Annotated in this window: 17 protein-coding genes; 3 read left to right on the top strand and 14 right to left on the bottom strand. The window is 69.9% G+C overall.

What is annotated here, in order from left to right; translation table 11 throughout:
- The first annotated feature begins 44 nt into the window (after positions 1-44).
- Complete coding sequence (locus ASE34_RS15780) at positions 45-1,610, top strand: dolichyl-phosphate-mannose--protein mannosyltransferase (RefSeq protein WP_056279991.1); 1,566 nt, start codon at positions 45-47, stop codon at positions 1,608-1,610.
- 28 nt (positions 1,611-1,638) lie between these two features.
- Here the strand turns inward: ASE34_RS15780 and ASE34_RS15775 are convergent, their stop codons facing one another.
- The 5 genes from ASE34_RS15775 to ASE34_RS15755 form a co-directional block, all read right to left on the bottom strand.
- Positions 1,639-3,048 carry an amino acid permease gene (locus ASE34_RS15775; RefSeq protein ID WP_056279989.1) on the bottom strand — a complete coding sequence of 470 codons (1,410 nt, stop codon included), beginning with the start codon at positions 3,046-3,048 and terminating at the stop codon, positions 1,639-1,641.
- A gap of 78 nt (positions 3,049-3,126) precedes the next feature.
- On the bottom strand, positions 3,127-4,926 hold the full coding sequence (locus ASE34_RS15770; protein WP_056279986.1) for a thioredoxin domain-containing protein: 1,800 nt from the start codon (positions 4,924-4,926) through the stop codon (positions 3,127-3,129).
- A 37-nt stretch (positions 4,927-4,963) separates the two neighbouring features.
- Complete coding sequence (msuE, locus tag ASE34_RS15765) at positions 4,964-5,533, bottom strand: FMN reductase (RefSeq protein ID WP_053099190.1); 570 nt, start codon at positions 5,531-5,533, stop codon at positions 4,964-4,966.
- Between the two features lie 76 nt (positions 5,534-5,609).
- A complete protein-coding gene (locus tag ASE34_RS15760; RefSeq protein ID WP_056279984.1) occupies positions 5,610-6,446 on the bottom strand; it encodes an aldo/keto reductase in 837 nt (278 codons plus the stop codon).
- Entirely contained in the window at positions 6,443-7,630 is a 1,188-nt protein-coding gene (locus ASE34_RS15755; RefSeq protein WP_230100342.1) for a heparan-alpha-glucosaminide N-acetyltransferase domain-containing protein, read from the bottom strand. Before ASE34_RS15755 ends, ASE34_RS15760 begins: the two co-directional genes overlap by 4 nt.
- Before the next feature lie 25 nt (positions 7,631-7,655).
- Between ASE34_RS15755 and hrpA the strand changes: the two genes are divergently transcribed.
- Complete coding sequence (hrpA, locus tag ASE34_RS15750; protein WP_056280309.1) at positions 7,656-11,534, top strand: ATP-dependent RNA helicase HrpA; 3,879 nt, start codon at positions 7,656-7,658, stop codon at positions 11,532-11,534.
- A 9-nt stretch (positions 11,535-11,543) separates the two neighbouring features.
- Entirely contained in the window at positions 11,544-12,488 is a 945-nt protein-coding gene (locus ASE34_RS15745; RefSeq protein ID WP_056279981.1) for a quinone oxidoreductase family protein, read from the top strand.
- 5 nt (positions 12,489-12,493) lie between these two features.
- Here ASE34_RS15745 and ASE34_RS15740 read toward each other — a convergent pair whose 3' ends face one another.
- The 9 genes from ASE34_RS15740 to ASE34_RS15700 form a co-directional block, all read right to left on the bottom strand.
- The gene (locus ASE34_RS15740; RefSeq protein ID WP_056279979.1) at positions 12,494-12,778 is read right to left on the bottom strand and encodes a WXG100 family type VII secretion target; all 285 of its coding nucleotides are present in this window, start codon (positions 12,776-12,778) and stop codon (positions 12,494-12,496) included.
- Positions 12,775-13,059: a hypothetical protein gene (locus ASE34_RS15735; protein ID WP_235567518.1), complete on the bottom strand. Its 285-nt coding sequence runs from the start codon at positions 13,057-13,059 to the stop codon at positions 12,775-12,777. The genes ASE34_RS15740 and ASE34_RS15735 overlap by 4 nt, the downstream gene beginning before the upstream one ends.
- Positions 13,060-13,256: 197 nt before the next feature.
- Positions 13,257-14,186: a hypothetical protein gene (locus ASE34_RS15730; protein ID WP_157538289.1), complete on the bottom strand. Its 930-nt coding sequence runs from the start codon at positions 14,184-14,186 to the stop codon at positions 13,257-13,259.
- Between the two features lie 451 nt (positions 14,187-14,637).
- On the bottom strand, positions 14,638-15,234 hold the full coding sequence (locus ASE34_RS15725) for an alkylhydroperoxidase domain protein (protein WP_056279974.1): 597 nt from the start codon (positions 15,232-15,234) through the stop codon (positions 14,638-14,640).
- A complete protein-coding gene (locus tag ASE34_RS15720; protein WP_056279973.1) occupies positions 15,231-15,851 on the bottom strand; it encodes a CMD domain protein in 621 nt (206 codons plus the stop codon). Before ASE34_RS15720 ends, ASE34_RS15725 begins: the two co-directional genes overlap by 4 nt.
- Positions 15,848-16,867: a putative FMN-dependent luciferase-like monooxygenase gene (locus tag ASE34_RS15715; RefSeq protein WP_056279971.1), complete on the bottom strand. Its 1,020-nt coding sequence runs from the start codon at positions 16,865-16,867 to the stop codon at positions 15,848-15,850. The genes ASE34_RS15720 and ASE34_RS15715 overlap by 4 nt, the downstream gene beginning before the upstream one ends.
- Positions 16,864-18,492 carry a dipeptide ABC transporter ATP-binding protein gene (locus tag ASE34_RS15710; protein WP_056279969.1) on the bottom strand — a complete coding sequence of 543 codons (1,629 nt, stop codon included), beginning with the start codon at positions 18,490-18,492 and terminating at the stop codon, positions 16,864-16,866. The genes ASE34_RS15715 and ASE34_RS15710 overlap by 4 nt, the downstream gene beginning before the upstream one ends.
- On the bottom strand, positions 18,489-19,385 hold the full coding sequence (locus tag ASE34_RS15705) for an ABC transporter permease (RefSeq protein WP_053097148.1): 897 nt from the start codon (positions 19,383-19,385) through the stop codon (positions 18,489-18,491). Before ASE34_RS15705 ends, ASE34_RS15710 begins: the two co-directional genes overlap by 4 nt.
- Complete coding sequence (locus ASE34_RS15700) at positions 19,382-20,329, bottom strand: ABC transporter permease (RefSeq protein ID WP_053097150.1); 948 nt, start codon at positions 20,327-20,329, stop codon at positions 19,382-19,384. Before ASE34_RS15700 ends, ASE34_RS15705 begins: the two co-directional genes overlap by 4 nt.
- Positions 20,330-20,339: the final 10 nt, after the last annotated feature.

Genomic DNA, 20,339 nt, shown 5'->3' with positions numbered 1-20,339 from the left:
CCAGCTTAGGCGGCGCCCATCGGCGGAGTGTCTAGGCTGGTGCGGTGACCGCGCCCCTGCCTCTGCTGCCTCCGCCCGAGCAGCGACTGACGCGCTACGAGCGACTGCGCGACCGCGTGCTGCAGGACCCCGACTGGGGGCGCATGGTGCGCTGGTTCGCGCCGCTCGTGGTGACGGCCCTGGCCGCCGTGCTGCGCCTGGTCAACCTCGGCCATCCGCACCAGCTCGCCTTCGACGAGACCTACTACGTCAAGGACGCCTGGTCGCTGTGGACTCTCGGATACGAAGGCACCTGGGGCAAGGACGCGAACGAGGCGTTCATCACACTGCAGCAGCTGCCGCTGTCGGATGCCGGGTCGTTCGTCGTGCATCCACCCCTGGGCAAATGGCTGATCGCCCTGGGGATGGCCATCGGAGGACCCGACAACACGGTGGGCTGGCGCATCGCGACGGCACTGCTGGGCGCCGCCACCGTGCTGCTCGTCTATCTGGTCGCCCGCCGCCTGACCGGCTCGATCGTGGTGGCGACGGTCGCCGGCACCCTGCTGGCGATCGACGGCCTCAGCATCGTGATGAGTCGCACGGCCCTGCTCGACGGCCCTCTGACGTTCTTCCTCATGCTCGGCGCGCTCTTCATCCTGATCGACCGCGACCGGGTGATCCCCGTGCTGGAACGCGCAGACCCCGATACCGACCCCGACTCCCCCGCGCCGATGTGGGGTCCTGTGCTCTGGCGGCGTCCGTGGCTGATCGCCGCAGGTGTCGCGCTCGGCGCCGCCTGCGCCGTGAAGTGGTCGGGGCTCTATGCGCTCGCGGCCTTCGGCCTGTACGTCGTGGTGACGGATGCCCTGGCACGACGCCGCGCGGGCGTCGTGCTCTGGCCCACCGCGGCGGCCTTCCGTCAGGGACCGGTCTCCTTCGTGCTGCTCGTGCTGCCGGCGCTCGCCACCTACCTCGCCAGCTGGACCGGGTGGCTCGTCACCGCCGGCGGCTATGCCCGGCAGAGCGATCCGAATCCGCTGATCGCGCTGTGGAACTACCACGAGGCGATCCTGAACTTCCACGTCGGTCTCAGCAAGGGCCACCCGTACGCGAGCCCCGCGTGGGAGTGGCCTCTGCTGCTGCGCCCCACAGCCGTCTGGGTGGGCAGCGACCCCGGGCCCTGCGGCGTCGATCACTGCATCGCGGTGATCTCGACGATCCCCAACCCGCTGATCTGGTACGCCGGTGTCGCCGCGGCTCTCTACCTGCTCTACCGCCTCGTGCGCGGGTGGGCCGAACGTCGCCCCGTCGGTCCAGCCCTCACGTTCCCCCTGGTCGGGCTCGCGGCGACGTACGTGCCCTGGCTGCTGTTCCCTGAGCGGACGATCTTCCAGTTCTACACGGTCGCGATGGCGCCGTTCCTCGTGCTCGCACTCGCGGTCGTTCTCCGTCAGATCGCGGGACGCCGGGAGGATCCGCTGCACCGCCGGCAGTCGGGCGAGCGCACCGTGATCGTCTTCCTCGCCGTCGTGGTGCTGGTCTCCGCGTTCTTCTACCCGGTGTGGACCGGCATGAGCGTGCCCTACCAGTTCTGGCTCCTGCACAACTGGCTGCCCGGCTGGATCTGACCCGACCAGCGGCAGCACGTGCGCGCGGTCAGCCCTCGACCACTCCGTCGCGCTCGCCGGCCACCCCCGGGCGAGAGACACCGCGTGTCAGGCGGGCGACGACCAGCAGCACCGCAGTGAGGCCGATCGTGAGCAGCAGCTGCACACGCGCAGCCTCGTCGATCATGGTGAGCGCGATCACTCCGGCGAGCAGCGCCAGGCACAGCCACGACAGCCAGGGGAAGCCCCACATGCGCATCGGCATCGCCGCACCCTCACGATCGGCACGGCGGCGGAGGATGATCTGCGAGACCGCCGTCGCCGTCCAGATGATGAGCAGCGTCGATCCGACCACGTTGAGCAGCGCCGGCAGCACCACATCGGGGAACGCCCAGTTCAGCCCGACCGTGATGAAGCCGAACGCGACGGAGGCGAGCACGGCCACGACCGGCACGCCCGTCGACGTCGTTCGCGTCGCCGCGAGCGGTGCGAGCCCGCGCTCACCGAGCGAGTAGGCCATTCGCGACGCGCCGTAGATGTTCGCGTTCATCGCCGACAGCAGCGCGATCACGACGATGAGGTCCATCACGAGGCCGACGCCCGGCAGCTGCAAAGTGTCGAGCACTGCGGAGAAGGGACCGTCCTTGACGGCGGGATCGTTCCACGGGAGCACCGACACGATCACGAAGATCGAGCCGACGTAGAAGATCAGGATGCGCACGAGGACCTCGCGCACGATCCGGCGGATGTTGCGTGCGGGGTCGTCGGACTCCGCCGCCGCGATCGCGACGACCTCGGTGCCGCCGAACGCGAAGACCACGATGAGGAGCGCCGCCGCGATGCCCGTGAGGCCGTTCGGAGCGAAGCCGCCGTTGTCGACGAGATTACCGATGCCGGTCGCGGGCACGCCGGGGATGAAGCCCAGGATCGCGCACACGCCGACCACGAGGAACACGATGATCGCCGCGACCTTGATCGCCGCGAACCAGAACTCGAACGTGCCGTAGTTGCGCACCCCGAAGAGGTTGACCGCGGTCAGGGCGACGACGAAGACGAGCACCCACACCCAGGCCGGGATGCCGGGGGTCCAGGCCGCGATGATCCCGGCGGCGCCGGTGGCCTCGGCGGCGATCACGACGACGAGCTGGATCCAGTAGAGCCACCCGACCGCGCTGCCGGCGCTGCGGCCCATCGCCTTCTGCGCGTATGAGCTGAAGGCTCCTGAGCTCGGGCGGGCGGCGACCATCTCGGCGAGCATCGCCATGATCAGCACGACGATGCCGCCGGCGACGAGGTACGAGATGAGCACGGCAGGACCGGCGATGCTGATCGCCTGTCCCGACCCGACGAACAGTCCGGCGCCGATCGCCCCGCCGAGTCCCATCATCGAGATCTGCCGACGGGTCAGCCCGGGGTGCAGACCCTTGGTCGTGGTCGTCGTGGTGGGAACCTCGGTCATGCGCGTGCCTCCTGCGTGCGATGAGCAGACTGCTCAGCCTACGCGGCTCCGCCCGCCGTCCAGGATCGCAGCCTGAGCTCACCGCGCGAGCGGGAGGTCTGCGGGGTCGCGCACCGGGAGCCGGCACACGAACGAGCGGCAGTCGAACGCCTGCTCCATCGCGTCGCCCTTGCCGTCGAACAGCTCGAAGCCGGCATCCGCGAATGCCTGGGCCTGCACCGGGGTGACGATCGCGACGACGTCCGCGTCGGCCCTGCGGGCTGCCGAGGCGAGTGCACCCTCGGGCGTCTCGGTGACGACGACGAGCTGCCTCGGCGCATCGACGAGACCCGCTGCCACACGCAGCAGGCTGCCGTGCGCGAACGGCTGTGCAATGGCGGGCGCGGCATGCTCGCGCACGCGTTCCGCGGCTGCCTCGCGATACCGATCCCCCGCGCCGAGACGCCAGGCGGTGAGAGATGCCGCAGCCACGGCCGCCGAATCCGACGGCAGATCGCCATCGGTCTGATCGGGCGCTGCGGCGATGCCGTGCTCGGCGAGCAGCGGGTCGCCCACGAGGCCCTCGATCGCCGCGTCGAGCAGTGTGCGTGCCTCCACCGCCCACGCCGCCTCACCTGTGGCCGCGGCGAGCGCGAACAGCCCGTCGGCCAGGAGAGCGACATCGGCCGCGGTGGCGACCGCACCCGAGGCGACCCCGTCGAGCGAGGCCCGCACGAGAGCCCCGGTCGCATCCCTGTTGACTCGCAGCACGTACTCGGCAGCCTCGGCCGCGGCCCGCACCCAGGACCCTTCCGCCAGAGAAGCTCCCGCGCGGGCGAGACCGGTGATGGCCAGACCGTTCCATCCCGTGATGACCTTGCCGTCGACGGCAGGGAGCTCGAGACCGGTCCTCTCGGAGGGCGGTCGCAGGTAGTAGCCGCCCTCGCTGCGTTCGCCGTCGATCCACGACTCCGAGTCCTGAGCCGCGCCGAACCCGCCGCCCGCCCTGCGCAGCGTGCCCAGGAGGAAGTCGGCGATGCCGCGTGCGGTCGCGTCGTCACCCGCGTCGAGCGCCACGTCGAGCAGCTGCGCGTTGTCGGTCAGCATCCGCTCGTAGTGCGGCACGCTCCAGTCGCGTCGGGTCGCGTAGCGGAAGAACCCCCCATCGGCATCGCGCAGATCGGAGGCGGCCATCGCGGCGAGCGCCCGGTCGGCCGACTCGGCGGCATCCGGGGCCTCTCTGCGCACGAGCGGCGTCTGCAGCATCCTCAGGGTCGTCGCGACCGGGAACTTCGGCGCATCGCCGTAACCGCCGAAGCGGCGATCCTCCCGAGCCGCGATCGTCCGCGCCGCGCCGGCGAGAGCATCGGCGTCCGGAAGATCGGAGGGGGTCGAGGCGCCTGCGCGGGCGAGGGCGTCCGTGACGGCATCCGCAGACTCCTCGGCCTGGGCACGGCGCTGGGTCCACGCCTCCTGCACCGCGGCGAGCACGTCACGGAACGCGGGCATCGGCTGTCGTGCCTCGGGCGGCCAGTAGGTTCCGGCGTAGAACGTGCGGCCCCGCGGCGTCGTGAAGACGGTGAGGGGCCAACCGAGATTCTGCGTGAACGCCGAGGCAGCTGCCATGTAGGCGCCGTCGACGTCGGGATGCTCCTCGCGGTCGACCTTCACCGCGACGAAGTCGCGATTGATCAGCGCAGCCGTGTCGGGGTCGGCGAACGACTCCCTGGCCATCACATGACACCAGTGGCAGGTCGAGTACCCGATCGAGATCAGCAGCGGCACATCGCGGCGCTGCGCCTCGGCGAAGGCCTCCGGGCCCCAGGGATACCAGTCGACAGGATTGTCGGCGTGGGCGCGGAGGTACGGGCTGAGCGTGTCGGCGAGCCGGTTCGTCATACGTCCACGCTACGCCGATCGGCGCCTGACGAGACGGTCAGGAGACGAGCAGCTCCGCCGGCCGGGATGCCGCATAGCCGACGAGCGGCAGCGCACGCTCGGCAGCGAGGGCGATGCGCGCGTGGAGCACGTCGGAGGCGATCACGTAGCCGTCGAAGTCGGTGTCGCTGGCGTAGACACCCAGGGGCAGCGTCAGCGCCTGGAAGAACGCGAACAGCGGCCGCAGCTGGTGCTCGATGATGAGCGCGTGGCGTTCGCCGCCGCCGGTCGCCGCGAGCAGCACCGGCTTGCCGACGAGCTCGTACTGACCCACGAAGTCGAACAAGTGCTTGAAGAGGCCGGTGAAGGATGCGCGGTAGACGGGGCTGCCCACGATCAGCAGGTCTGCCGCCTCGATCGCCACCAGCTTCTCCTCGACGCGCGCCGGAAGCTGGTCGCGACGCAGCGCTCCTGCGAGCGACGGGCCGATGTCGGTGAGCTCGATGACCTCGATCTCGACCTCGGCGCGCTCGGCGATCGCCCCGGCGATCGCACGGATGAGCGCCGTGGTCTTGCTGGGCTCGTGCAGAGATCCGGAGACGGCGACGACGCGGTAGGGAGCTGTCATGCGGACGACGCTACTCACGACGACGCCCCGTGTCGCGGGAAGCGACACGGGGCGTCATCTGTCGACACGGAGCGTGTCAGTTCACGTCGTCGGGGTGCGATCCGACCCGACCAGAGCCGTCGAGCGGGTCGAGGGCGTCGATCGCCGCGACCTCGGCGTCGGTGAGCTCGAACCCGAACACGTCGAGGTTCTCGCGCAGGCGCTCGGCGCGCACCGACTTCGGGAAGACGATGAATCCGCGCTGCAGGTGCCAGCGCAGCACCGCCTGCGCGGGGGTGACGCCGTGCGCCGCCGCCGCCTCGGCCACCGCCGGCGTGCCGAACAGGTCGTACTTGCCCTGGCCGAGCGGGCCCCACGACTCGATGCGGATGCCGTGCTCGGTCGCCCAGTCGACGACGTCGCGCTGCTGGTAGGCCGGGTGCAGCTCGATCTGGTTGACCGCCGGCGTCACGCCGGTCTCGGCCACCACGCGCTCGAGGTGCGGAACGAGGAAGTTCGAGACGCCGATGCTGCGTGTCAGTCCTGCCTCGCGCAGCTCGATGAGCCGAGCGAAGGCGTGCACGTAGTCGTCCTTCGCCGGAGTGGGCCAGTGCACGAGGTAGAGGTCGACGACATCCAGCCCGAGCTTCTCGAGGCTCTCGCCGATCGCCGCACGCGGCTCGTCGTCGTGGTGGCGGTCGTTCCAGAGCTTGGTCGTGATGAACAGCTCGTCGCGCGGGATGCCGGAAGAGGCGATCGCCGCCCCGACGCCCTCTTCGTTGCCGTAGATGGCGGCCGTGTCGATGTGGCGGTAGCCGATCTCGAGCGCCTCGCTCACGGCGCGCTCGGTCTCGTCGGCCGGAACCTTGAACACCCCGTAGCCGAGCTGCGGGATGGAATGGCCGTCGTTCAGTTCGAGTGCAGAAATCGTCATGAATCCACCCTACGACCTGTGATGACAGGTCGACCAGGAGGAACCTCCGCCATCCTCGAGGCGACCCAGCCGACCAGCCTCTCGAGCGGGCCCCTCCCGAACAGGATCGACCACAGCGTGGTCGCGAGAAGCAGCGCGACGGCCGTCGCCAACCAAAAAGCGTTGCTCGAGAAGAAGCCGCCGGGTCCTGCCACGAGCGCGACCGAGACGACGTGCACGCTGTAGGCCGACAGGGGCATCGACCCCAACGCCCCGAGCGGAAGGAGCACCGCACGCAACGGCCCGCTGAGCAGCACGCACAGCGCGATGACCGACAGTGCGAACCCGCCCGAGCCGAGGATCTCGGCCGTTCCGCCGGAGTGCGGTTCGACGGCGAAGATCGCCCGGACGACGGCCCCTGCCGGATCCGCTGCGGCCAGCGCGTCGGAGTAGGTGCTCCACCCCGCGGCGGGCTCGCCGCCGAAGATCGCCGAGCCGGAGCCGAGGCGGGTGACTCCTCCGACGAGGCCCAGTCCGTAGCCGACGACCATGAGTCCGACGCCCGCGCCCAGCGTGATCGCCGCGGTCTCGAGCTTCTCGACACGCAGGCGCCCGAGCGCCATACCGGCGAAGACGAACGCGAGCCACGCGGTGATCGGATACGAGCCGTAGAGGACGAGGCTGACGCCCGCGCCGGTGGGGTTCAGGGTGAGTGCGGCGAGCAACGCGAGCAGCGCCGGTGCCGCGAGTGCCAGGATGCCGGCGGCGATCAGCAGCTTCCACGGCTGCCACCGGAGGAACGGGATGACGGCGACGTAGAGCAGTCCGTAGAGCGTGAGGATCACCGCGATCGGCGTGTTCAGCATCTCCAGCGCCAGACCGATCAGGAAGATGACCGCTCCGCGACCGATCAGCTGCAGGCGGAGGCTCGGCATCCGCTCGGGATCGGGCAGCACGCTGCGGCCGGTCATCAGGGCGATCGAGACGCCGGCGAGCACGGCGAACAGGATCGACGATCGCCCGTGCACCAGGTCGGTCCAGGTCGACAGGTCGAAGGGATCGAACGCCTCGGTCTCGCCGATGTGCGCTCCGGCCATGCCGAGGATCGCCAGCCCTCGGGCGACGTCGAGTCCGAGGATGCGCGGAGCCCGCCCGAACTCGTGGAACCACCGCGATGCGGGAGGAGGCTTCGACACAGTGCTCACGGATGAATCGTACGATGGGAGTTCTATGCCTTCCCCCGTGATCTTCTATCCTCCCGAGCTGCCGGTCAGCGCTGCGCGGGAGGAGATCGCCGACGCCATCCGCGACAACCAGGTCGTCATCGTGGCGGGAGCGACGGGCTCGGGGAAGACGACGCAGCTGCCGAAGATCTGCCTCGATCTCGGGCGCGAGCGCATCGCGCACACGCAGCCCCGACGACTCGCCGCCCGCACGATCGCCGAGCGCGTCGCCGAGGAGCTGCAGGTCGAGCTCGGCGGCCTCGTCGGATACAAGGTGCGCTTCACCGACAAGGTGTCCGACGACACGCGCATCGCGCTGATGACCGACGGCATCCTGCTCAATGAGATCCACCGCGACCGGCTGCTGCGCCGCTACGACACGATCATCATCGACGAGGCGCACGAGCGCTCGCTCAACGTCGACTTCCTTCTGGGATACCTCGTGCGGATCCTTCCCGAACGACCGGATCTCAAGGTGATCATCACGTCGGCGACGATCGATCCCGAGAGCTTCGCCCGACACTTCGCGACGCCCGAGGGTGTGCCCGCGCCGGTGATCGAGGTGTCCGGCCGTACCTTCCCCGTCGAGATCCGCTACCGCGAGCAGACGGAGGAGACCGAGGAGTCCGACGAGGTGACCGCCATCGTCGCGGCCCTCCGTGAACTCGACCGCGAGGAGCCGGGCGACGTGCTGGTGTTCCTGCCGGGCGAAGCCGAGATCAGGGATGCCGCCGATGCCGTGCGCGGCGCGTACGCGAAGGATCGCTCCCCCACCGAGGTGCTGCCGCTGTACGGCCGGCTGTCGGCGGCGGAGCAGCACCGGGTGTTCGAGAAGAGCCGCGTCGCCGGTGTGCGGCGCCGGGTCGTGCTCGCCACGAACGTCGCCGAGACCAGCCTCACCGTTCCCGGCATCCGCTACGTGATCGACACCGGCACCGCGCGCATCTCGCGATACAGCAACCGCTCGAAGGTGCAGCGGCTGCCGATCGAGGCGATCTCGCAGGCCTCCGCGAACCAGCGTTCGGGCCGCGCCGGGCGCACGAGCGACGGCATCGCGATCCGCCTGTACAGCGAGGAGGACTTCGACAAGCGCGCGGAGTTCACCGAACCCGAGATCCTGCGCACCTCGCTCGCCTCGGTGATCCTGCAGATGCTGTCGCTCGGCTTCGGCGACATCACCGCCTTCCCGTTCCTCACCCCGCCCGACTCCCGGGGAGTCAAGGCCGCCGTCGACCTGCTCACCGAGCTGGGCGCCGTCATCGGCAGCGGAGACGCACCTCGACTCACCCGCATCGGTCGAGACATCTCCCGAATCCCGATCGACCCCCGCTTCGCCCGCATGCTGATCGAGGCCGGACGCCCCGGCGGCGCCGACGTCACCCGTGACGTGCTCGCGATCGTCGCCGGAATGTCGATCCAGGACGTGCGCGAGCGGCCGTCGCAGGAGGCGCCGCAGAGCGTGCGCGACGAAGCCGACCGCATGCATGCGCGCTTCACCGACCCGACGAGCGACTTCCTGTCGATCCTGAACCTGTGGAACCACCTCAGGGAGCAGCAGCGCGAGCTCGGTTCGAGCGCCTTCCGTCGCCTGTGCCGTTCGGAGCATCTCAACTACGTCCGGGTGCGTGAATGGTTCGACGTGCACCGTCAGCTGCGGTCGCTCGTGCGGGAGAAGGACTCCTCGCGCGGGGGGACCGCGGATCCGGATGCGATCCATCGGGCTCTGCTCGCCGGACTCCTGTCGCAGATCGGCATCCTCGACGAGCGCAACACCGGCAAGGGCCTCGATCCGAAGAAGAAGAGGATGGCGGAATACCGTGGCGCCCGCGGCATCCGCTTCTCGATCTTCCCCGGATCCGCCCTGCGCAAGAAGGCCCCGCAGGCGGTCATGGCCGCCGAGATCGTCGAGACCTCACGCACCTACGCCCGCACGGTCGCCGCGATCGACCCCGCCTGGGCGGAGGCGCTCGCGGGCGATCTCGCGAAGCGCCAGGTCACCGAGCCGCACTGGTCGAAGGATGCCGGCGCGGCGGTCGCGTACGAGAAGGTGACGCTGTTCGGGGTCGAGATCATCCCCCGGCGCCGTGTGCAGTTCGCCCGCATCGACCGGGCGGCGTCGCGTGAGATGTTCGTGCGACACGCCCTCGTCGAGGGCGAATGGGATCCGACGCGCATCGACAAGCGGGTCAGCGCTTTCTGGCGCAGCAACGCCGAACTGCGCAAGCGCCTCGAGAAGCTCGAGGAACGTGAGAGGCGTCGCGACATCCTGGCCGGCGACGAAGCGGTGTTCCGCTTCTACGACGAGCGGATCCCGACCGACGTCTTCGACGTGCGCTCGTTCGAGAAATGGTGGCGCGACGCGCTGGCCGCGACCCCGAAGCTGCTCGTGATGCGCGAGGCCGACCTGCTCGACGACGAGAGCAGGGCCGATCAGAGCGAGTTCCCCACCCGGTGGACGCAGGGCGACCAGGTGCTCGGGCTCGCGTACCGTTTCGAACCGGGGGCGGCCGACGACGGCGTGAGCGTCGTGATCCCGTTGCCTCTGCTCGCGCAGATCGAGGACAGGGGCTTCGACTGGCAAGTGCCGGGGCTGCGCGCCGAACTCGTCACCGGCCTGCTCCGCGCACTGCCCAAGGCGATCCGACGGCACGTGGTGCCTGCGGCCGATTGGGCCGACAAGTTCGGTGCCGAGCTCGCCGGAGACGGCCCCGAGTCGCACGGCGGCCTTCCTCATCGCACGCTCAAAGAGGCGCTGGCACGCCTCATCCAGCCGCTCGCGAATCAGCTCGTCTCGGCTGCCGACTTCGAAGACGATCGCGTGCCCGCACACCTGCGGATGAACTTCCGCGCCGTCGACGAGCGCGGGCGCGTCGCGGGATCGAACCGCGACCTCAGTGCGCTGCAGGCCGAGCTCGCCGACCGTGCGCGCAGCAGCGTGGCCCGGTCGATCGCGACCCCGCCCCGCCGCCCCGGCCCCTCGAAGGGACCGCAGCCCGCTGCCGCCGCCACCTCGATCGAGAAGGACGGCCTCACCGCCTGGACGTTCGGCGACCTGCCCGAGGTGCTCGACACCCGCGTGGCCGGCGGAGTGGTGCGCGGGTACCCGGCGATCGTCGACCAGGGGAAGACCGTCTCGGTGCGCGTCGAGTCCACGGCGGATACCGCCGCCACCGCCACGCGGGCGGGCGTGCTGCGCCTCGTGCTGCTCGGTGTGCCCTCGTCCTCGTCGTACGTGCAGCAGCACCTCACCAGCCAGGAGAAGCTCGCACTCGCCGCGTCGCCCTACCAGTCGGCCGCCGCGCTCATCGAGGACTGCCGGGCCGCGGTCGTCCAGAGCACGATCGATCGGCTGGCGCCGGGCGGCCTCGTGCGCACCGAGGCCGAGTTCGTGCGCGTGCGCGACGCGGTGTCGGCGTCGCTCGTCGACGACCTCTTCGCCTGCGTGTCGCTCGTCGCTCGAATCCTCACGAAGACCCGCGATGTCGAACGCGGCATCCGTTCGCAGAACTCCCTCGCACTGCTCGGGCCGCTGAACGACATCCGCACGCAGCTCTCGGGACTCCTGCACCCCGGGTTCGTCTCGGCGGCAGGCGTCGAGCGCCTCACGCACTTCCCGCGATACCTCGACGGGATGCTCGAGCGGCTGAAGACGCTCGCGAACGAGCCCGGCAAGGACCGCACGCGCATGAGCGAGTTCGAGCGCATGGCGAAGGCCTTCGAGGATGCCGGGGGCGCGATCCCGCTGCCCGCCGACGCGCCGCCGGCCCTGGTCGAGACCCGCTGGCTGCTCGAGGAGTACCGGGTGAGCGTGTTCGCGCAGCGTCTCGGCACCGCGCAGCCCGTCTCTCCGCAGCGGATCATGAAGGTGCTGTCGTCTCGGGGGTAGCCTGAATCCATGGCTCGCGCGATCGTCTACACAGAGTTCGGTTCTCCTGATGTGCTGCACCTGATCGAGATCCCCGATCCGATCGCGCTCAGCGGCGAGGCCGTGGTGCGCATCGAGGCGGCGGGTGCCAACCCGATCGACGCCAAGCTGCGCAGCGCGAAGCGCCCCTCGCCGCCGATCACCGAGCCGCGTGCCGTCGGGTTCGACGGTGCCGGGGTCATCGAATCGCTCGGCGACGACGTCGACGGATTCGCGGTGGGCGACCGCGTCGCGATCCGCGACACCGTCGGCACCTACTCGAGCATGCTCGCCGTACCGGTCGACAAGCTCGTCGCGCTGCCCGATTCCGTCACCGCAGCGGAGGGTGCCGGCATCGGCATCCCCGCCGGCACCGCCTATCAGGCGCTCCGCTCGCTCGGAGTCACGGACGGTGACGTGCTGCTCGTGCACGGCGGTTCGGGCTCGGTCGGCCAGGCAGCCGTGCAGTTCGCCGTCGCCTGGGGCGCCACCGTCATCGCGACCGCCAGCCCGGCCCGACACGATCAGCTGCGTGACCTCGGTGCGATCCCGGTCGCATACGGAGACGGGCTGCTGGAGCGCGTACGCGAGGCCGCACCGGTCGGGGTGACGGTCGCGCTCGACTGCGCGGGGACCGATGAGGCCATCGAGGTGTCGCTCGAGCTCGTCGCCGACCGCGACCGCATCGCGACGATCGTCCGCGGCCCCGATGCCGCGTCGTTCGGCATCCGGGCGTTCTCGGGCGGTTCACCCGTGCCGCTCACCGAGCAGGAGCTCGCGTGGCGCGCGGAGGCCCTCGGCGCGACCGTCGACCTGCTGGCGGCGGGCGACTTCACGATCGAGCTCGGCCCCGAACTGCCGCTGAGCGAGGCGGCACACGCTCATGAGCTCATGGAGTCCGGAGCCGCCTCGGGCAAGATCGTGCTGATCCCGTAGGCCGCTCAGGACCAGACGCGGGCAGCCGTGGACGCCGTCGCCATGGAGAGGGAGTTCGCGGCGATCAGTCGGCGCGTGGCTTCGGCCAGCAACGCTCTCATGCTCTCGAGCGCGTTCGACCACTCCCGCTGGGCACGGTCATAGGCCCGTTGCGCTTCCCCGTCCCAGGTCGATTTCAGTAGCGTCGCCTCGGAATCGAAGGCATCGAGTTCGTGCTCGATGGCTTTCACGGTGAGCGCGAGCTCGGCGACGGTCTGTGCCACGGCGTCGTGACGAACAGCGACCTTCATCGTTCCTCCGAGAGTTCGTTCGAGAGATCCAGCTCGCGAAGCACGCACGGCTGCGAGACGGCATCGGTGAGGTAATACGTGTAGAAGATCACCGCGGCTTCGTCGGCGGTGAAGATCTCGTTCGAGAACACGCGCACCGCTCGGTCGTCGCTGATGGGGATGAGGGTGGTCCTGCCGTCTGCGGGCTCGGGCCGTCCGACCGTGTACAGGTGCGACTCACCGTCGGGGCCGGGAAGCCGCACCTCGACGGTCATAGCGTCCGCGGAGCCTGCGGCCTGCATGAAAGAGTCCGTCGCCCGCTCACGAAACCCAACGATGCTGCGTGAGTCCGCGCCTCGCCAGATGACGTACGTGTGCTCGTTCTCGGTACCCAGGAGGCGGAGCATAAGTCGCAGGTGTTCGGACGCGGGGCGTCGATTCTCCGTGATCCACCCCATCTGGCCACTGGTGAACTGTTGGGCGTGAGTTCTGCGATTGGTCACGGCACAATCTCTATTTCCACTCGTGTGACAAGGATCTCTTCCCCGTCCAGCTTTCCGCGGGCCGGTGTCCCTCCGTCGACGGCTTCATCGAACTGTCGTTGGGTGCTGCCCGGTCTGTTGTAGCCGTCGATGGCGTTCCCGGATTTCACTTCAATGCCCGTATACGTGTTGGGGCCATCATCATTCTTCACCAGGCCGTCGTACGACCGTCCATTCTGCGGCGAACCCTCATAGTCGACTTTCACCTTCGAACGGATCACATCAGACTGCTCCCGCCTCTCATATTGCTCGAGCCCGATCTTCTCTTTGTCGACCCAAGGCGGGGGATTCTCACCGGCAGCGAACTTTCCCTCGTAATCGCGCCGATCTCCGCGGTTGAGGCCGTGAACGCGGTCACCAGCCCCGTGGCTCTCGGTGAGCCATCGGCAGGCGGCGTCGCCCATCATCGTCGCGCCTGCACCGGCCACTCCGACTCCGGCGACGACCAGTGCGGGCGAACCTGCCAGCGCACCGGCTCCGGTGAAGGTGATGGCGCCGCCTCCGGCTGCCAGCGCCGCGCCGCCGAGGAAGGTTGCAGCGCCGCCCAGGAGTTCGAGGATGATGTCGGGGTGTTCCCAGAGCGTCTGCGCCGAGATCGCGAGCATGTCCATCGCGGCTCGGAACGGCTGGACGACAGCGAGGTTGACGATCACCTCGGTCGTCGCGTGCTGTGTTCGTGTCGCGGCCTCCGCGTCGGTCAGCGGAATCCGCGCCGCATCCGCGGCATCGTCCAACCGGATCGCGCAGTCGCGCGCATAGACCTCGAGAGTCGCCCGGGCGTTGAACAGGACCTCCCGCGCTTCATCGTGTGCAGGACCTGACGGATCGACGAAGGGCACGTCGGCCTCGGGGTGCCGGAGCCCTTGCCCGACGCGCAACTCCCGCACGTGTGCACGGTGGGCGGCCAGCGCCGCAGCAGCCTGTTGCTCTGCCTCGTTCCAGAGAGTGGGTGCCTTCGTCGAAGATCCGAGCGGTCGTGCTCAACCTGTCTACGAAGTCTTCGGTGTCGGCCACACGGACGCAGAGCCCGTCGGACCATGCGCTGCTGAAACGCGTCGCGGCTGCGACGACCCACTCGTGTCCGGCGTCAGCAGGCTTCGCGGCATCGGACGAGCCCAGCTCGCCGACGATGCGACGTGCCTTCGACGCCATAGCACGCAGCACGTCGGTATCGACTTCGTAGAATGCTCCGCCCGCGGCTGCCATGCGTCGACGTTAGCAAGCGATACGTCGTCATATGGGGACAGCAAGAAGTATGCCGATACTCTCGCAAAAGGACACCAGCCCACCCCCGACGGTGACACGTCAGAGGTGGGCCGGTGCTGATCTCTCGACCGATCAGGCAGGCGCGACCGGCCTCCCGATCGACAACATCAGACGGTTCGCCCAATTGAAGAACGCGGCGCCATGGATCACGTCGGCGATCTCGAGGTCATCGAGTCCCGCCGCCCGCAGCCGGGCGATCCCGTCGGCGCCGAAGGTGCTGGGCGTGTCGGTCAGGGCGACGGAGGTCGCGACAACCGCGTTCCACCGCTCCCCGAGGTCGGCGTCGACTCCCTGATCCAGCAGGAGATCGACGTCGTCGACCCGCTTGCTGTGGTGCGCCGCGAAGCGCGAGTGCACCGAGGCGCAGAACACGCAGCCGTTGCGACGCGAAGCCGCGGTTGCCGAGAGCTCGCGCTCGGCCCGGGGAAGACCCTCCTTGGCGTTGTAGAAGATGTCCTTGTCGACGAGCGTGCGCGCCTTGAGCACCTCGGGGTCGCGCGCCAGCAGCCGGAAGTAGTCGTTCTTCGCCCGAGAGGCGTCGACCAGACCGTCGTAGTGGCGCTCGGTGAGCTCCTCCTCCGCGAGCGGCGGCAGATGCGGGGTCCACCCCACCTCGGCTCGCGTGAACGCCTCGGGGTGCGGTGCGTCATCGCGCAGAAGCTCGGTCATGCTGCCTCCTCCTCGGAGTCGGATGCCGCGGCGATGCCGGCGGCGGAGAGAACCCTCAGGCCCGTGATGACGCGCTGCTGGAACGCGAGGAACGAGACGAGCTGCGAGAGGGTGACGATGCCGTCGGCCGACCACCCCGCATCCACCAGCCGCTGGATGTCGACGGCCGCGGATTCGCGCGGCCGGAACACGAGCAGGTGCGTGTGCGCGAGCGCGGCGGCGACCCGCCCGCCGAGCACCTCTGCGATGTCGGGCGACGGCGCGTAGCGCTCGCCCTCGGTGTTCTCGTCCTGCAGTCCCGCTTCGGTGTACGAGCCGAAGGGCCCGGTCACCGCAGCGTTCGTGGCCTCGGCGATCACGACGGTGGCGCGCTGCGGGTCCACAGCCAGGGCCCGGTCTGCGTAGAACTCGGCCGTCGCATCCGCGTCGCCGGCGAGGCGCGTCGCGAACGCGGCGATCAGCTCGCGCTCGGCCTGCGACACCTCCTCCGTCGACACCGGCGCGAAGAGCGCGTCGAAGCTCGCCTGCAGCTGCTCCCTGGTGACGGGCCGACGGCGCCGCAGCGCATCGAGCTCGGGCGTCACCCCTACGATCTGATCGACGATGTCGGTGGTCATGCCTTCTCCTTGATGGTGTCGGTGAGGGTGTATCCGAGAGCGGGGGCGACGTGCTCTGCGAAGAGCTCGATCGAGCGCAGCACGTGCTCGTGCGGGGCGTCGACCGAGTGCACCTGGAACGCGACCTCGGTCGCCCTGTCGAGCGTGGCGTCTGCGGCGAGGGACTCGGCGACCTCCTCCGGGGTGCCGAGGTGGGTGTCGAGGGCCACGATCAGCTCATCGAGGGTGTCGCCGGGGATCGTCTGGCCCTGTCGGCGGAACCCCTCGGCGGCACGACGCAGCCCGACCTCAGCGAAGCGCAGGGCCTCCGCGCGGTCATCCGCGACGAACACGGTGCGCGAGGCGGTGACACGCGGGGCGACGCCGTCGGGGAGAGCCTCGAGGTACGCGTCGATGATCGGATCCTGCAGCGCCGAGAGCGGGGCGTGCAGCGCGTCCGTCGACCGCGGCTGAGTGCGCGAGAGCAGGAGGCCATGCCCGTGGATGCCGGCGCGATGGCCGCCGGGGGCCGAGAAGGTCGCCTGCCAGATGCGGTCGCCGAGAGTGCCGGCATCCGGATAGAGGGTGTTGTCGGCGCCGATGTCCCGCCCCCCGAGCGCGTCGAGCAGCAGTCGCAGCTTGCGGTCGTAGGTCGGCGCCTTCTCGCGCACGTCCTCACCGAACGGCACGAAGGACGAGGGGGTTCCGCCGCTGCCGAGCCCCAGGTCGATGCGTCCGCCCGAGAGCAGGTCGGAGACCACCGCATCTTCGGCGACACGCACCGCATCTTCGAGCGGCAGCGTGACGACCCCGGTGCCGAGACGGATGCGCGAGGTCTGCGCGGCCACGTTGGCGAGATAGACGAGTGGCGAGGGCAGGCCGCCCTCCGCGGCGCGGAAGTGGTGCTGTGCGACCCAGGCGCGACCGACGCCGTGCCGTTCGGCGTGCCGGATCTGCTCGGTGGCCAGCGCGTAGCGCTCGGCGGGCGACGCGTCGTCGAGCAGCCGGGTGAAGAAGGCGATCGTGGGTGCGGTCATGCGGGCTGCTCCGTTCGTCCGGGGACGGCCGCGAGCAGCTCCCGGGTGTAGTCGTGCTGGGGGTCGTGGAAGAGCTCCTCGGTGACGCCTTCCTCGACGATCCGCCCGCGGCGCATCACCGAGACGGTGTGACTGATCCTGCGCACCACGGCGAGGTCGTGCGAGATGAAGAGGTAGGTGAGACCGAGTTCGGCCTGCAGCGAGGTGAGCAGTTCGAGGATGCGCGCCTGCACCGTGACGTCGAGGGCCGACACCGCCTCGTCGAGCACGACGATCTCGGGGTCGATCGCGAGGGCCCTGGCGATCGCGACCCGCTGTCGCTGCCCACCCGAGAGCTCACGCGGTGTGCGCTGCGCGAGGTCGCTCGGCAGCGACACCCTGTCGATCAGGGCGAGCGCCCGATCCCTGCGGTCGGAGCGGGAGCCCACCCCGAAGTTCTGCAGCGGCTCGGCGATGATGTCGACGACCTGCTGTCGCGGATCCAGCGATGCGAAGGGGTTCTGATAGACGAGCTGGATGCGCCGGCGCAGCGCGCGCAACCGCTGGCCCGACAGCCCTGTCACGTCTTCGCCGTCGATCTCGATGGCCCCGGCATCCGGTTCATGGAAGCGCGTGATGAGGCGCGCGGTGGTCGTCTTGCCCGATCCGGACTCGCCGACCAGCGCGTGCGTCGTGCCCCGGCGCACCCGGAACGACACGTCGTCGACGGCCCGGAATCGCTCACGCCCCGCGACCCTGAACTCCTTGACGAGACCGCTCGCGGTGATCGCGAAAGGGTTCTCGGCCGCGACCGCCGCGGCATCCCGCAGGAAGGGCGGCGCCTCGGGGCGGCGGAACCCCGTCGTGAACGCCGGGGCGTCGGCGAGGAGCTGCTTCGTGTATCCGTCCGAGGGTGCCGCGAGCACCTGGGCGCTCGCTCCCTGCTCGACGATGCGGCCGTCCTTCAGCACGACGAGCCGTTGGGCGCGGTCGGCCGCGACGCCGAGGTCGTGGGTGACCAGCAGGATGCTCGTGCCTTCCTCTCGACGCAGCTCGTCGAGCAGATCGAGCACCTTGCGCTGGACGGTCGCGTCCAAAGCACTCGTGGGCTCGTCGGCGATCAGCAGCCGTGGCCGCAGCGCGATCGCCGAGGCGATCAGCACACGCTGGCGCATACCGCCCGAGAGCTCGTGCGGGTACTGCCGCGCTCGGAGGTCCGGATCATCGATGCCGACCCGGTCGAGGAGCTCGATCGCCCGCGCGCGCCGCGAGCGACGATCGCGGTGGCCGTGCAGCTTCAGCACCTCTTCGACCTGGGCGCCGATCGGGCGCACGGGATCGAGCGAGGTCACCGGGTCCTGCGGCACGAGTCCGATCTCCGGACCCCGGATGCCGCGCAGTGCGCGATCCGTCCAGCCCGAGATGTCGAGCTCGCCGAGGCGCACCGTGCCGCCGTCGACCCTGCCGCCCTCGGGCAGCAGACCGAGCAGGGCGTGCGCGGTGGTGGACTTGCCCGATCCCGATTCGCCCACGAGCGCGAGTGCCTCTCCCTCGGCGATCTCGAAGGAGACCCCGTGCACCACCTCCCGGCGACCGGCTCTGGTGGCGTACGAGACGGCGAGGCCGTCGACGGTGAGCACGCTCATCGCGAGTTCCTTCCGATGCGGTGCGAGATGCGGTTGGCGCTGAGCACGACGACGACCACGATGAGTCCTGGCAGTGCCGTGAGCCACCAGGCGGTCGCGATGTAGTTGCGTCCCTCGGCGATCAGCAGCCCCCATTCGGGGGTGGGTGGCGGAGCACCGTAACCGAGGAATCCGAGGGTCGAGATCGCGAGGATCGCGGTGCCGAACTGCAGGGCGGCGAGCGCGACGATCGGCGTGAGCGAGTTCGGCAGGACATGGCGACGGAGCACCGTGAAGAAGGTGCCCCCGCTGCCGTACGCCGCCTCGACGTATTCGCTGCGGCGCACTCTGGCGACCTCCGACCGCATCAGGCGGGCGAAGGCGGCGACGCTGCCGAGGCCCACGGCGATCGCGGCGTTCACCGTGCCGAAGCCGAGGAGGATGATCACCGACAGCGACAGCAGCAGGCCGGGGATGGCGAGCAGCACGTCGACGACGCGCATCAGGATGTCGTCGACGACGCCGCCGATCGCGCCGGCGATCGCACCGAGGATCGTCCCGAGCGCGAGGCCCACGGTGACGGCGATGAGCGCTCCCGAGAGCGAGTGCACGGCGCCGTGGACGACGCGGCCGAACAGGTCGCGACCGAGCGTGTCGGTGCCGAAGAGATGCGCCGCGCTCGGTGGCAGCAGCTTGTCGGCGGGGGTGCCGGTGAGAGGGTCGCCGGGTGCGAAGACCCCGGGGATCAGCGCCCAGAGCACGGCGAGCGAGACGACGGCGATCGCGAGGTAGAGCCCCCACGGCAGAGCGAGCAGTCCGCGCGCGCGTCGAGGCGATCGGGTGAGCGTTGCGGCATCCTGCTGCGGTGTCTCGGGCGGGGTGTCGACGGATGCGGCCACGGCGGCGACGGTCATGCCGATGCTCCTGACTTCGAGAGGGCGCGCTGGCGCGGATCGATCAGCGGGGTGACGAGGTCGACGGCGAAGCTGATGAGCACGAAGCCGAGGGCCGACAGCAGCACGACGCCCTGCAGCACCGGGATGTCCTGGTTCGACACGGCCTGCTCGGTGAGGCGGCCGATGCCGGTGCGACCGAACACGGTCTCGGTGACCACGGCCCCTCCCACGAGCTCGCCGAACAGCACCCCGGCGATCGTGAGCGTCGGCAGGGCCGCGTTGCGCGCGACCGACCGGGTGAGCACCCACGACGGCGGCGCGCCCTTGGCACGGACGACGGTGATGAACGGCTGCGCCTGCACCTGATCGATGGCGCGCACCAGCACCTGGGCGAGCGGAGCGGAGATCGGCACGGCGAGGGTCAGCACGGGAAGGACGAGCCCGGCGACAGGGTCGGCGCCGACGATCGGCACCCACCCGAGACCGAACGAGAAGACCTGGATCAGCAGGATGCCGAGCCAGAACACCGGCACCGCGACGAACAGCCCCGGCACCTGACGGATGCCGTCGCGCAGCCACGCGAACGGTGCGAGAGACGAGAGCCCTGCGACGAGCACGGCGATCAGCAGCGCGACCACGAGTCCCAGCGACGCGAGCAGCACGGTCGACGGCAGTGCCTCGGCGAGCATCTCCAGCACCGGGGTGCCGAACTGCGTCGAGTAGCCGAAGTCACCGGCCGCGAATCCGAGACCTGCGTGCACGTACTGCTGCCACCACGGCAGATCGGTGCCGTAGGTGGCGCGGATGCCGTCGAGCTGCTCCGGCGACAGCCCGAGGCTGGGGTCGGAGAACTTGATCAGGATCGCATCCCCCGGCAGCAGCTGCAGGAGGAAGAAGGTGGCCGTGAAGGCCGCGATCAGAACGATCGCGGCCTGCCCGGCTCGTCGGAGGACGAAGCTCATCGGTGCACCG

This window comes from Microbacterium sp. Root280D1 (assembly GCF_001428975.1).
Classification (GTDB): Bacteria; Actinomycetota; Actinomycetes; order Actinomycetales; family Microbacteriaceae; genus Microbacterium.
The sequence above is the reverse complement of the archived record's forward strand: the minus strand, read 5'-3'. Positions and strand labels throughout refer to the sequence as shown.

Bases quoted from the DNA above. Each gene is read 5' to 3' on its own strand.
- ASE34_RS15775 (WP_056279989.1), bottom strand. From the start codon at position 3,048: ATGACCGAGGTTCCCACCACGACGACCACGACCAAGGGTCTGCACCCC.
- ASE34_RS15770 (WP_056279986.1), bottom strand. From the start codon at position 4,926: ATGACGAACCGGCTCGCCGACACGCTCAGCCCGTACCTCCGCGCCCAC.
- msuE (WP_053099190.1), bottom strand. From the start codon at position 5,533: ATGACAGCTCCCTACCGCGTCGTCGCCGTCTCCGGATCTCTGCACGAG.
- ASE34_RS15760 (WP_056279984.1), bottom strand. From the start codon at position 6,446: ATGACGATTTCTGCACTCGAACTGAACGACGGCCATTCCATCCCGCAG.
- hrpA (WP_056280309.1), top strand. From the start codon at position 7,656: ATGCCTTCCCCCGTGATCTTCTATCCTCCCGAGCTGCCGGTCAGCGCT.
- ASE34_RS15745 (WP_056279981.1), top strand. From the start codon at position 11,544: ATGGCTCGCGCGATCGTCTACACAGAGTTCGGTTCTCCTGATGTGCTG.
- ASE34_RS15740 (WP_056279979.1), bottom strand. From the start codon at position 12,778: ATGAAGGTCGCTGTTCGTCACGACGCCGTGGCACAGACCGTCGCCGAG.
- ASE34_RS15735 (WP_235567518.1), bottom strand. From the start codon at position 13,059: ATGCAGGCCGCAGGCTCCGCGGACGCTATGACCGTCGAGGTGCGGCTT.
- ASE34_RS15725 (WP_056279974.1), bottom strand. From the start codon at position 15,234: ATGACCGAGCTTCTGCGCGATGACGCACCGCACCCCGAGGCGTTCACG.
- ASE34_RS15720 (WP_056279973.1), bottom strand. From the start codon at position 15,851: ATGACCACCGACATCGTCGATCAGATCGTAGGGGTGACGCCCGAGCTC.
- ASE34_RS15715 (WP_056279971.1), bottom strand. From the start codon at position 16,867: ATGACCGCACCCACGATCGCCTTCTTCACCCGGCTGCTCGACGACGCG.
- ASE34_RS15710 (WP_056279969.1), bottom strand. From the start codon at position 18,492: ATGAGCGTGCTCACCGTCGACGGCCTCGCCGTCTCGTACGCCACCAGA.
- ASE34_RS15705 (WP_053097148.1), bottom strand. From the start codon at position 19,385: ATGACCGTCGCCGCCGTGGCCGCATCCGTCGACACCCCGCCCGAGACA.
- ASE34_RS15700 (WP_053097150.1), bottom strand. From the start codon at position 20,329: ATGAGCTTCGTCCTCCGACGAGCCGGGCAGGCCGCGATCGTTCTGATC.